This is a genomic window from Aquiflexum lacus, assembly GCF_015476655.1.
Lineage (GTDB): Bacteria > Bacteroidota > Bacteroidia > Cytophagales > Cyclobacteriaceae > Aquiflexum > Aquiflexum lacus.
This window is the reverse complement of record NZ_JABFHF010000036.1, coordinates 38,142-51,754: the sequence shown is the minus strand read 5'-3', so window position 1 is coordinate 51,754 and position 13,613 is coordinate 38,142. Positions and strand designations below refer to the sequence as shown.

General features: G+C 37.1%; 9 protein-coding genes. 3 read left to right on the top strand and 6 right to left on the bottom strand.

Annotation, left to right across the window (positions count from 1 at the left end):
- The coding region (locus HMJ38_RS25415; RefSeq protein ID WP_228780218.1) for a hypothetical protein at positions 1-212 on the top strand (212 nt) is incomplete at its 5' end.
- A gap of 97 nt (positions 213-309) precedes the next feature.
- Here the strand turns inward: HMJ38_RS25415 and HMJ38_RS22600 are convergent.
- The 6 genes from HMJ38_RS22600 to HMJ38_RS22575 all read right to left on the bottom strand — a co-directional run bounded on the left by HMJ38_RS22600 (position 310) and on the right by HMJ38_RS22575 (position 9,302).
- Positions 310-717: a response regulator gene (locus HMJ38_RS22600; RefSeq protein ID WP_194976720.1), complete on the bottom strand. Its 408-nt coding sequence runs from the start codon at positions 715-717 to the stop codon at positions 310-312.
- A complete protein-coding gene (locus HMJ38_RS22595) occupies positions 717-3,308 on the bottom strand; it encodes a ligand-binding sensor domain-containing protein (protein WP_194976719.1) in 2,592 nt (863 codons plus the stop codon). Before HMJ38_RS22595 ends, HMJ38_RS22600 begins: the two co-directional genes overlap by 1 nt.
- A 581-nt stretch (positions 3,309-3,889) precedes the next feature.
- A complete protein-coding gene (locus HMJ38_RS22590; protein WP_194976718.1) occupies positions 3,890-4,528 on the bottom strand; it encodes a hypothetical protein in 639 nt (212 codons plus the stop codon).
- Between the two features lie 289 nt (positions 4,529-4,817).
- Complete coding sequence (locus tag HMJ38_RS22585; RefSeq protein ID WP_194976717.1) at positions 4,818-6,986, bottom strand: tetratricopeptide repeat-containing sensor histidine kinase; 2,169 nt, start codon at positions 6,984-6,986, stop codon at positions 4,818-4,820.
- 226 nt (positions 6,987-7,212) lie between these two features.
- Positions 7,213-8,424 carry a Gfo/Idh/MocA family protein gene (locus HMJ38_RS22580; RefSeq protein WP_194976716.1) on the bottom strand — a complete coding sequence of 404 codons (1,212 nt, stop codon included), beginning with the start codon at positions 8,422-8,424 and terminating at the stop codon, positions 7,213-7,215.
- Positions 8,425-8,492: 68 nt separating this feature from the next.
- Complete coding sequence (locus tag HMJ38_RS22575) at positions 8,493-9,302, bottom strand: phytanoyl-CoA dioxygenase family protein (RefSeq protein WP_194976715.1); 810 nt, start codon at positions 9,300-9,302, stop codon at positions 8,493-8,495.
- Positions 9,303-9,648: 346 nt separating this feature from the next.
- Between HMJ38_RS22575 and HMJ38_RS22570 the strand changes: the two genes are divergently transcribed.
- Both HMJ38_RS22570 and HMJ38_RS22565 read left to right on the top strand, forming a co-directional pair.
- Positions 9,649-12,960 carry a VCBS repeat-containing protein gene (locus HMJ38_RS22570; protein ID WP_194976714.1) on the top strand — a complete coding sequence of 1,104 codons (3,312 nt, stop codon included), beginning with the start codon at positions 9,649-9,651 and terminating at the stop codon, positions 12,958-12,960.
- Positions 12,957-13,514 carry a class I SAM-dependent methyltransferase gene (locus HMJ38_RS22565; protein WP_194976713.1) on the top strand — a complete coding sequence of 186 codons (558 nt, stop codon included), beginning with the start codon at positions 12,957-12,959 and terminating at the stop codon, positions 13,512-13,514. Before HMJ38_RS22570 ends, HMJ38_RS22565 begins: the two co-directional genes overlap by 4 nt.
- The last annotated feature ends 99 nt before the right edge of the window (positions 13,515-13,613 follow it).

Here is a 13,613-nt window from a genome sequence, read left to right as displayed (position 1 = left end):
TTTGGTTTACAGAATTGAATGTCATTAGGTCACTTACGGATTTTAGGAGCTATCGTGGAGAGAGGTCTGCACCCGCCTTGATGTCATTCCCTTTCTGTAAATGCCAAATTTTCTCCACTACCAATGACATAATTCGGATCACTCTTCATGCTGATCCCGAAGGCTTTTGGGCCGAGGTGAAAACAATGATATGTAGGCTAATGGCATCATAGCGGATAATTGCATAGGGAATTTGATCTGAACCACACTAGTATTTCCTTGGCTTTAGCTTAAAAGTTGAATCTATGTAAAAGACTAGGCAATTATTGTTTACTTTGATAACCACGCTCCTAATCTATCTTTAAGTTTTAGAGATTGGATATCATTGATTGGTTTTTCCCAAAAATCAATCACCAGAGGAAACTCATTTGATTTCTCCCTATCCACTTTGCTAAGGGAGGAAGTTACCATAATCACTTTGATGTCGGCTTTTCTGATTTTTTTGATAAGAATCTCCAAAAAATCCCACCCGGACATTTTCGGCATGTTGATATCCAGAAAAATCAAAAGTTTTGAAGAATACTCATCAAGGGTGCAAATATAGTCCAATGCATTCTTAGCGTCACAAAAGCATTCAGGATTATCTGTCAATTTACTTTCTTTGATAATGATTTCGTGGAGAAAAATAACTCCGGGATCGTCATCAATAATAAAAACTTTTGGTTTAATTGCTGCCACTATTTTTCTAAATTTTCAGATTTCGAATGCGTATCTCTTACTATGTTGTCAAGTTGTATCAATGTCTCCAATAACTCGCTTTCAAGTTCTTCCCGACTTTTGCCTACATTTGAATATTTGGAATAATTTATCAATAATTGATTGATTCCCATTGCCTTAGTTAGTGGAGCTCTGACCAAATGCGACTGGTTCCATGTGATTTCTTTTAATGTTTTGTTTTGGGTTTCTATCTCCGATATTGCATTTTTCAATTTTTCATTGGTATTACTTAGCTCCAAAGTTCTTTGGTTAACCAACCTACCCAAATCATTCTTCATTTTAATGTTTAAATAATATTTGATTATAAAGTAGATCAAAAGAAATAGACAAACCACTAAAAAAACTTTAAATGTTAGGGTTTCAAAAAAATAAGCTCGAATTACTATCGGCAGAGAATGTACTGTATCCAATTTACCATGCCTGAAAATCTTTACTTCAAGATTATATTTACCAGGTTTTAGACCATTGAAAATCAGTTGTCTTTGGTCTTTGATAGGCAGCCATTGAGCATTTTTCCCTTCAATTCTATAAAAGATTGAATATTGATTTGGGTTTTGAAAGTCAATAAGGGTAAATGAAATCTGGAACATCTTTTCCCCTGGAGGTATTTCAATTTTATTCTCGAACGGAACATGAAGATTACCAACAAAAAGTTCATCCCATATAAAATTGATTCCTGTTTGCTCATAAGGTGAAATTGCAGCAGGATCAACAATACCGATTCCTTCTACTGTGGGAATCCAGATTTTTCCGGAAATGTCCTTTAAAGCCGCCGGGAAAATCAGGCCGTTGGCCTCTGAGTTGGGCATCCCGAGGTTTTTATTGTACAGAATGGAACTGATGAAAAAACCCTTGTCGGTATTTTCTTTAAATCTTTTCAATTCTGAATTTGGGATATATTGAACACCAAAATTATTGCTTATCCAAATTCCCTCAGAATGGTCATCTGTGATACTGTAGACACTTTGGGATTTCAGACCATGAGACTTTTCAAGTCTTTTAAATTTACTGTTGGAATAAAGTAACATACCTCCGTGAGTCCCAAACCAAAGGTCTTCATCTTTATCTTCATAAATACAATAAACAATGTCTTCTCCCGGGGTTAATGGCAATTTTAGATTTTCTATGTAACGGCCATCATTAATTCTAAAAATACCTTGATTCATGGAACCTATGAGTATTTCTTTATTCCTCAATTCAGAGATGCTAACAAAGTTGGTATTTGTGAACCTTTTTGGCAGGTCAACTTTATGGAGGATACCATTTTTATCAATATAGTGCATGCCGCCATACCTAGTCAAGATCCACAAACAATCTTTTGAATCTTTAAAAACAGCATACACGTGATTACTTTTTAACCCATTTTCCTGGGTTATTTTGCCTGTTATTTCTCCTGTTTTAAGGTCGATTACCGAAACTCCTGCTGTAGAGCCGGCAAAAATTTCATCACCGATCCCACCAATGGTTATTATACCGTTCTGAAGTAACCCATCCGCTACATTTATGGATAATATTTCTCTGGATTTAATTCTATGAATACCATCCGATCGCGTTCCAATCCAAATGCTACTGTCGGGTGCCTGGTAAATGGCTTTGATGTTTTTTTCTTGAAGGACTTCAAAGTCAAGTTGATTTACTTTTGCAGGTTTGACCAATGCAAGTCCTCTACCGAGCGTACCCAAATAAAGATTATCTTTTTCTTTAATGATTTTTCTAACAGGATAGTTTTTCAGTTCAGGATAAGAGAAACGGGTCACGTTTCCATTTTCAATCATTAACAGCCCCATTTCCAGTGATCCCGCCCATATTCTATTTTCGGAATCTGAGGTTAGGCTCACCGGGTTAATGTCAGTCAATTCTTCATAAGACAGGATTTTATCCATTTCGTAATTCCCTTTCAGTTGAAAAATGCCTGACTCAGGTGAAGAAATATAAATGGTGGAAGTGTTTCCAAATATTTTTTGTGCTGAAAAACTTTTTGCTGAAACAAGTCTAGCATTCTTTGATTTAAAGTTAATCTCATAAAGTCCCTGACTTGTGCCGACTAACATCAGTGAATTTTCGAGTTCGAAAAAACTGTGTATTTCAAGTATCGATTCGGGATTCCAAAAATCAAGCATCTGGAATCTGTTATTTTTCCAAATGTGTATTTCTCCCTTTTGAGTACCGATCAATATCTCCCCATTATCATTTTCTGATATAGCTCTTATCCAAGTATTTTCTACTATTTGGGAACAATCAATGACTTGTCTGATATTTTTATTCAATAAGGCAATGCTTTTGTCGCCTGAGGCCCAAATCCCTCGCCTTGTTTTAAAAAATGAATAATAGGACTGTTCCAGCATTTCCGGGTAGCTTTCTTTGTCAAAGACTTTAATAAAAGTCCCATCCAAGCGAGCTAATCCTTCTTCAGTAGACATCCACAAAAACCCCATGTTGTCTTTCTCCATTGCATAAACAGCGTTTTGTGGCAATCCATTTGAATTGTCCCATATTTCCAAAACGTAGGCATTTCCCGCTAATGCAGGGTTTTGCCTAACGCTGTCAATCATAGAAAGATTTAACCTTTCTTTAGATGTCAAAGACGAGGAGAATATAAATAATATGAAGAATAAATTAAATCGGATCTTCACAATCAAAATCGTCAAACTAGGAGTGGCATATTTTTAAATATTAAGCAAACTGGGATTGATTTTGCTTTAATTATTATTTCTTTAACGTAAATAATTTCAAGGAAATGGTATCATGAATGAATCATATTTCATCGTGGTTTTTTAGTTGAATCATTTTCAGCGGAAAAGTAATAAATTTTTAGTGCTTTTATAATGCAAAGCAAGTTTAATAAAACAGTGTTTTTTTTTAACGGAAAATCAAAAAAAACAATAGTTCAGGCATTTTGTGAAAATTTTATTTTTAATTCCATAATACATGGTATTAACTGCGGAATCCTGTATAAAAACCTATTTTGAATTTATAATCTGATATTCTCTAGATTTTGTCTAATTTGGTTTATCGGTGATGTGTCTGGTTTTATATGATTTTACTGATGAATGATGGGGAAGATTTTATGGAAGAACATCTCCTTTGATTTTACCAAATACATTATTCAAGAAAAACTGTAATCAACAAGCCTCTATCCTCCATTTACTTTCATCGTTTCGTTATTGAAAACAAAAGTTTTGTCATTGTCAAGTTCTATTTCAATGTCAAACATGATTTCTATATTGTCATTAGGAGGACTGTTAAATTTAAGGTAAAGCCTTTCATCCTTCAAAAATTTGTGATTTCTCTTTAAAAAATCATCAATGCTGTATTCCACCTGAAATGTCAGGGTCAAATTAAAGTAATCATTGATTTGCTGACCGATTTCCAGAATTTCCTGTTGATTGATTTGTACTCTTTTTTTATTGATAATCCGAATGGACTTCAAAGTCTCCGTGGAAAAGGATTCAGGAGGACTGCATGCAAAAGCCATATTTGAAAAAAAAGAACCGGATGTAGAGGGAGAATTATTTGCAATTTCCCGTAAACCAGAAACCCAAAAGGCTTTATATAAGGTTTGATGGAAATAATAACGGTTTGGATCCACTATAAAATTATTATCCGCCCTGTATAGATTCTCAACAGAAAAAGCAGAAATTGTAAAGTCAGGATTTTCAAATACTGGATAGCAGCCGCAAGGTCCATCACATTGATCCACACAAGATGAGATAGGGAAGATTCCCATCATTGTAAGGAAAAGAAAAAAAGCTACATATTTATTTTTCATCATCCTGATCGATTTTCAAGAAAGCCTTGTATCTACATTAAAAATGGAGACCTACTTCTTTCCAAGTAACCCAATATTCTACTCCAAACAGGTCTGAACTCGGAACAGATATACCGGACATTTCAGTTTTATGCAGAGAATTATATTGAATTTTCATTTTACTGGTATAGTTGCTTACATATATAAAAATAAAACTCATTATTCATAAACATGTTTGAAATCGAAAAAAAACTCAATCCAGGTAAAAAAACCTTCACTTTTGAGTTCAGTTTCTTCGATATAAATTAACTGATTATGATACCGATAGAGCATCCTTTTTGATTACCATTGGCAACGAGAAAAAGAAGGTGCTTCCCTTTCCCGGCTCACTTTTTACCCAAATATTCCCTCCATTTTCGACAACATATAACTGACAGAGGTTTAGGCCTAACCCTGTACCTTGTTCACCTTTGGTGCCTCTTTTACTTTCCACTAGGTCTTTTTGAAAAAGCTTTTCAACATCTTCAGGTTTAATGCCTATTCCAGTGTCTTTTACTGAAATAATCAATAAATCATCATCTTCATACGCATTCAGAGTGATTATTCCCCCATTATTACTGAACTTGATGCCATTATTGATAAGATTCCTAAGTATCAGATCCAAGTGATTTGGATCGACCAAAACTGAATATATCGGATCAATCTCGGAGATGATAGCAATGTTTTTTTGTCTGCAAAGGGTCGAGAAAAAATCAAGGATTGCACTGACCTTCTCATGAAGATTTACCGCTAAGGGGTTAGATTTGACCATTTTCATTTCTCCTATAGACCATCTGAGCAGATTGTCCAATACATTCATGATAGCACCTACATTTTTGTACAAGCTTGGAACAGTAGACCTGAATTCATCTTCGTCCATCATTTTTCTATTGTATAGCCCCAACAGCATATAAAGACTCCCTATGGGGTTTCTCAGGTCATGACCGATGATACTGAAGAGTTTTGATTTTACCTCATTGGCTTTTTCCAATTCAGCTGTTCTACTTTCCAAGAGTTCTTTTGCTTTTTTCTGCTTAAAATAATTACCCAAAGTAATTAGCGCAATAATCAGAATTGATATAAATGCAAAAACCAGGATGTTTCTCAAGAATTTTTCCTGCTGCAATATTTTCTCATTCTCCAAATCCGTTGCTTTTTGTTCGGCTTGTATCAAGGTCAAGCGTTTATCATATTCATATTCCGCTTCCAGTTTAGCAGTTTTTCGTTCAAGTTCCTGCCTGTTGAGACTGTCGGCATAAGCTGTGGACTGTTGAAAATGATAGAGTGCATTTTCAAAATTTCTCTGCTTTTCGAAGATCTGACTGAGGGTGATGTGGCAAAGTTGAATTTCTTCTTTTGAGCCCAATTCTTTTCCTATGGCAATCCCTTTTTTTGCTAATTGGGAGGCTAATTCCAGTTCACCAAGCCTCAAATGAATTTTTGCCAAGTTTGTAACACTCAAAAGAATTCCTCTCTTGTTTTCGGTTTGAGAGTCCATTTCCAATGACTTGTAATAATTCTTAAGGGCTGCTTGATAATTTCCTTGAAGCTCATAGACATTGGCCAGGTTATTTAAACTTGCTGATATACCGTCAATTTCATTCAGTTCTTCAGAAATGGACAATGATTGTAAAATGAGATCAATTGCCAAGTCAAATTTTTCTTGGTACTCATACAATTTGGCTATGTTGTGCAAGGTGGTTGAAATCCCTCTTTTGTCCCCTAGAGATTCTTTGATAGTCAATGATTTTTGAAAAAATGAAAGAGATTCCTCTAACTTTTCTTGTTTTTCATAAATCAGGGCCATGTTGTTATAAACAAAAGCGATCCCCATTGAATCTGACAGATATTCAGAAATACGTAGTGCTTTTAAATTTGCTTCAAGCGCAGGGGCATAATTAGCCTGATAATAATAGATGGTAGCTATATTTTTGAGACTTGAAGCAATTCCTTTCTGGTCATCAATGCTTTCTTTGATTTCAAGAGATTTTTCGTAGTTGAGTATGGCCTTTTTGTAGTCACCCAGTTTATTGTAGACATTTGCAATATTGTTATATCCGGAGGCAACACCTTTTTTGTCATCAACTTTCTCCCGGAAAATCAATGCCTCCTCAAAGAGTTGGATAGCATCATTATAATGGCCTAAAAAGTAAGAAACATTGCCCATCATGTGCAAACATTCTGATTCCTTATTGGTATCCTGAAGATTTTTGAACATGTGAGCAGCTTTCTCAAAAGCCTCAAACGAATTATACAATTCGTTCTCTTGGTAATAGGCCATTCCAAGATCTTTTTGGAGAATTGCAGTCTCCTGCTGATCTTGATTTTCAGTTAGGTTAAGGATATTGATCTTAGTTTGGATCGAATCCGAAATGCTTTTTTGTCCAAATGCACCAAAAAGTAAAAAAGTACTGAATAGGGTTGAAAGAAAGGTTTTTTTCATGCAAGCATGAGATTAATCAGAGGTATAAAGTAATTGAATAGCCAATAGATGCTAATCCTGTAAAGATATACAAGAAACTGAAGAAATAAGAATTAGTTTGAATAATACTGATTTTTGTCAATATGAATTTATAATATTTCAAAAAAATAGCCCATTTATTAAACAGTCTATATTTTCTTTCTTAGCGATTGAGTCAAGCTTTTTAGTTTTTAGAAATCAAAATGGATTATCCTGTACCCTCATTTTTCATTTTCAATTTCTCGGTAATTAGTCCAGAGTTTTTGTGTTTGATGATCACTTTCTTATCCTGATTGGGCAATATCTCTTCTTTGATCAACCAATGTTCAGCATCATATTCCTGATAAACCGAAGGTTTGGTCAGTCCTCTTTTTCCCCTCCAAATAGGAAGTTCCACAGGTTCCCACAATTTCGTTTTTGCTGATTTATAGGCTGCATCAATGATCGCATTGACCACATAGCCATCATAGAAGGTTTCTCTTGGCAGTAGCCCTTTTTCAAAGGATTCAAACATATCAATAAACATGTTAGGATAGCCAAGTTCATGGGCTTCATCGCCAACGGGGAATAGCCATCCGGAAGAAGACTCCGCTTTTTCCGCTACGTAGTTCGTTCCGGCACCAGTGGTAAACATTTCAAAACCAGTGCGCAGAAAGGAATTGATCCAGATGGTTCCTTCTGTTCCCATCACCTCATCACGAAGATCCATTCCTCCACGGAAAGTCCAAGAAACTTCAAATTGACCGATGGCACCATTTTCATATTTGACCAAGCCAATGGCATGGTCTTCTGCATCAATCGGCTTGACCTGGGTATCAGCCCAGCACATGACTTCCACAGGCAGTACATCTTTTCCAATAAAATTCCGGGCTATTTCAATACAATGGCATCCCAAATCTACAATGGCCCCGCCTCCGGCTTTTTCCAAATCCCAAAACCAATCGGCATGCGGCCCGGGATGGGTTTCTCTTGATTTAGCCCATAAAATGCGGCCAATGGATCCTGATTCTACACTTTTCATGGATTTCAGGAATTTTGGAGTATAACATAAATCTTCTAGGTACCCTGCAAAAATACCGGCCTCCTCACAGGCCAAAGTCATCCGAAGTGCTTCCTCGGCAGTTCTACCTAGGGGTTTGGTACACAATACGGGCTTTTTGTGTTTTACACAGAGCATCACAGCTTCTTCATGAACATAATTGGGAAGTGCTATGACTACCATATCCGTATCAGGATGGCTAACAGCAGCTTCCATATCAGTGGTATGGTGGGCCACATTATAATCTTTGGCAAACCTTTTTGCAGTCTCTTCCTTTCGGGCATAAACTACTTTTACCAGATCCTTGCCACGTCTTCCAATTAGGGATTCAGCGTAGAATCTTCCAATAAAACCTCCTCCGAGTATACAGATATTCACCATAGTTTAGTTGTTCAATATATTTCGGACTTCTTTTAAATTAATCTGATGTGTTTGACCCTTCATAGACATCACTTGACATTAAGGGTAATCTCTGCCTCTTTCTTCAGGAAGTCGGCCTTGGTCACTTCTTTTTTGCCACTTTCCAAAATGGCTTCATCAGGAACCACCCGAACGGGGGTGATGCATGAAAGATTTTTCTCTCTAAATGGAATATTATAAGATAGGTTGTAAGCAGAAATTACTGACCATCGGGCATTCTCAGATAAATTGGCCTCAGACCTATGTAGAAGATTAGGATGGAAAAATAAGACATCGCCAGGTTTCAATTCACAATAGATTAATTCTGAAGTTTTCACAGCTTCTTTTACAAAATCCGGATCTGCACCTTGTTGTTCTCCTATAAAATTATGCTCAAAACGTTGCATTTTATGAGTAGCCTTAAGAACCTGAAGACAGCCGTTTTCTCTGTTTGCTTCAGTTAAAGCCAACATCACTGAAATCATAGCTTCGGGATATAAAAAGCCATTTTTGTACCAATAGCCATAATCCTGATGCCATTCCCATGCCCCACCGACTTTTGGTTGTTTTTGCATGATTTTGGAGTGAAAATGGCAGACCTCTCCGGGACCTACTAAATCCTGGACTGATTCCACCAATCTTTTGCACCTTGACATCAAACCAAAGGAATCATCACCAGCGGTAAACCATAAAGTCAGTTTGGTTTTTTTTCCATCTTGATCATTGAGGTCAAAGGAATTTTTGGTGACAGTATCGTCTGTCGCTACTTCATAAAGCAGGTCAATTTCTTCTTTGCTAAAAAGTTGCCTTTTTATGATATATCCATCTTTTTTATAGGATTCAATTTCATCTTCGGTCATATTGGTTTGGGTTGATCGTTTGAGGCATTAAAGTTTACTTTGGTAATTACCGGATTAACTTCAAGTAATTACTCTTAATTTATCTACTATTTTGGAAATAGAAAAGTGATTTTGCATAGAACTGAAAAAAGTTGACAGCTTAAATTAAATCTTAATAACTGATTTGTGTTTAAGTAATTTAAAATGGATACAGCATTTATATATATCTCAATTAGATTAGACTGTCATAATTAATTGGAAAAAATATAGTCTCTTGTTATGCTTTGTAAAATCCTTTAGATTTATGGCATCACGCCATGAAAATTGACACACTATCCAATTAGGGCTGTTAGATAACCCATTTACCATGAAGTTCAGTTACCTTATTCTGTTTATTCTTTTCCCATTAAATTTAAATGATTTAAACCCTTTTCAGAAACCTGAAACAAGAGGGAGTTTTGAAAGCATTGCTCCAAGAAAGTCCGGAATAAGATTCCAAAATACTTTGACGGAAGCTCAGGGTACAAATATCCTTACTTATGAATATTTTTATAATGGTGGTGGTGTAGCAATTGGGGATATCAACAATGATGGCCTCGATGATATTTATTTTACTGGAAATATGGTCCCCAATAAGCTATACCTGAACGAAGGAGATTTTAAATTCAAGGATATTACCAAACAGGCAGGAGTGGAGGGTAATCATGCATGGACCACAGGTGTCACTATGGTGGACATCAATGCGGATGGTTGGTTGGATATTTATGTTTGTTATTCAGGCAAAGGAAGTCCTGACACCAGAAGGAATGAGCTTTTTATCAATCAAGCTAACGGAACCTTTAAAGAGCAAGCTGCTGAATATGGTTTAAACGATTCTTCCAATAGTATTCAGGCATTGTTTTTTGATTATGATCTTGACGGTGACCTTGACATGTACCTTTTGAACCACAATACTAAAGTCATCAATGAAATCGAGTTTGACAATGCCCGGCAGGATAGAAATCCTGAAGCAGGTGATAAACTCTACAGGAATGATGGTGGCAGGTTTGTAAATGTAAGTCAAGAAGCAGGAATATTGGGGAATTCAATGGGTTTTGGCCTCGGAGTGGCAGTTTCTGACATCACCGGAAATGGATATCCTGATATCTATATTTCCAATGACTACATAGAACCCGATTATTTTTATATCAACAATGGTGACGGTACCTTCACCGAAAGCCTTACAGATTACTTTCAGCACATTTCTTATTTTTCTATGGGTTCGGATATCAGTGATTTCAATAATGACGGCCTTCCTGATATTTTCACTTTGGACATGCTGCCTGAGGACAACAAAAGGCAAAAGTTGCTATATGGGCCTGAAAACTATGAACAATATGCACTGATGGTGATGAAGGGCTTTTACCATCAGAACATGAGAAACATGCTTCAACTTAACAACGGCAATGGTACCTTCAGTGAAATCGGTCAATTGGCGGGGATATCGAATACAGATTGGAGTTGGGCTACATTCTTTGTGGACGTGGACAATGACGGTTGGAAGGATCTTTTTGTTACCAATGGCTATTTTAGAGACTATACCAATAGGGATTTTCTGAAATTCAAAGGAGATTATTATTTCAACAAGGCCAGGGAAAATGAACCGGCGGACACACTCTTTTTGGTGACGAGCATGAGTTCTACTCCGGTTCACAATTACCTTTTTCAAAATAACGGTGACCTTACCTTCAACAACAAAAGTATAGAATGGGGATTTTCCCAACCTAATTTTTCCAATGGGGCAGCATTCGCGGATTTGGACAATGATGGTAATATAGACTTAGTGGTCAATAACCTGAATGCGCCCGCAGGAATCTTTAAAAATGCGCTTTCTGGAGACAATAAGCCAAATAACTTCTTACAGTTTGACCTGAAAGGGGAGGGTAAAAATACTTTTGGATATGGAACGAAGATTTCGGTTTATACAAAGGGGGAAATACAGTTTTTTGAGCAACAGCCCACTAGGGGATTCCAATCATCTATGAGTCACCGGATACATGTTGGATTGGGTGAAAACACAAAAGCAGATTCAGTATTGATTCAATGGCCAAGTGGGAAATCGGAAAAAATTATGGATGTGGAATCCAATCAGATTTTTGTTGCTGAAGAAAAAAACGCCGTTCAGCACCATGCTGAATCCCAAATAGCTTCGAGTCCTTATTTTACCCAGGTTCAGCCACCTTTAGAATTTAAGCATGAAGAGTACGGTTTCAATGATTTTAAGAGGCAGCCACTGTTGTTGAATATGATGACAACTTGTGGTCCTGTCATGTCATTGGGTGACATCAATAACAATGGATTCACAGATTTCTTTATAGGAGGTACCAAAGGTTCACCTGGAAAATTGTATTCCCAAGTGTCGACAGGGCATTTTATAGAGTACCAAGGACTTGACCTTTCAAAGGAAGAAGAATTCACAGATGCTGATGCCGTATTTTTTGATGCCAATGGAAATGGCTACATGGATCTTTACATTGCGAGTGGTGGATACCATGATTACCTCTCCAATGACGAAAGCCTTCAGGACAGACTATACATCAATCAGGGAGGAGGGAATTTTATCAAATCTGAAGATGCGCTTCCAAAAATAAGGTCCAGTGCTTCCTGTGTCAAAGTAGTGGATTTTGATGGGGATGGTCACATGGATTTATTTGTCGGGGGCAGGGTTGTTCCCGGAAAGTTCCCCCAAAGCCCTAAAAGCTTCTTGTTGAAAAATGATGGAAAAGGAAAGTTTGTGGATGTAATTGCTGAAACCATTCCTGAATTGGAATTTGGTGGAATGGTTACGGATGCTACATGGACTGATTTGGATGGGGATGGTCAAGAAGACTTGATTGTAGTTGGAGAATATATGCCGATCCGGGTTTTTCTGAATAAGGGAGGAAAAAGATTTGAGGAAGCCACTTCACAGTATTTTGATTCACCTGTCGAAGGTCTTTGGTCAGCTATTGCGATGGCAGACTTTGATGGAGATGGGGATATGGATTTTATTGTGGGCAATTTCGGATTGAACTCCCAACTCCGTGCCAGCAAATCCGAGCCGGTGAAATTGGTCTTTGCTGATTTTGATGAAAACAGCTCGATCGATCCCATTCTCACCCAATACATTCAGGGCGTTGAATATCCATTTGCGAGCAGAGATGAATTATTGGATCAGATGTATAATCTGAGAAGTAAATTCACAAACTATGAATCCTATTCCGAGGCCAAGTTGAACAATATTTTCAGCAAAGATCAATTGTCAAAGGCATCAACACTTCAGGCCACTGAACTCAGAACCCTTTATTTGGAAAATAAAGATGGAAAGCTGATACCACATGCTTTGCCCATGCAAGCGCAGTTTGCACCTGTATATGCCATTTCTGTATTGGATGTCGATCAGGATGGGCATCTTGATTTTATTTTGGGAGGGAATCAGAATTCCAGTCGATTGAGAATAGGAGTGATGGATTCCAATTATGGGCAGGTCTTCAAAGGTGATGGAAAAGGTAACTTCCAATATGTGCCTCAAAAAATGTCAGGGCTTAATTTTATGGGTGATATCAAATCCATGGAAGTCATTAAAGCCGGTAAGATGGATTTATTATTAGTAGGGGTTAATAATCAAGGTTTGGATGCTTATATGTGGAATAAAAAATGAAAATCGCTTTCAGTTTAATATTGCTTTTTGGTTTTTTCTACTTAACCCCACTCATCGTTTTTTCACAGGAAATAACCTCTGATTTTTCGGATTTGGTGCCTTTTGTGACCACACCTGATGAGGTGGTTGAGGCCATGTTGAAATTGGCAGAGATCGATGAAAATGATATTCTTTATGACCTTGGGTCGGGCGATGGCAGAATTCCCATAGCAGCAGCCAAATTGTTTGGAGCAAATGCCATAGGGGTGGAAATTGACGCAGCACTTGTGGCCTTGGCAAAACAAAATGCTCTTAAATCCGGTGTTTCAGACAGAGTGACTTTTGTGCAAGGTGATTTATTCGAAATTGATTTTAGCGATGCCACAATTCTGGTGGTCTATCTTTTTCCTGATATCAATCTCAAATTGAGACCTAAGTTTCTGAAAATGAAGCCGGGAACCAGGATTGTTTCCCATCGATTTGATATGGGAGATTGGAAGCCCGAGAAAACCGAAAGAATAGTTCTCCCTGATGGAAAAGAACATCTGATCTACTTATGGAGGGTTCCTCAATAAGTAATTCTTACAATAGACAAAAATTCCTGAAAATATTCCTTCTCAAAATAATAAAGCCGGAAACTAAGATTTAAGCAGGCATCAAATTCGATTCATGCG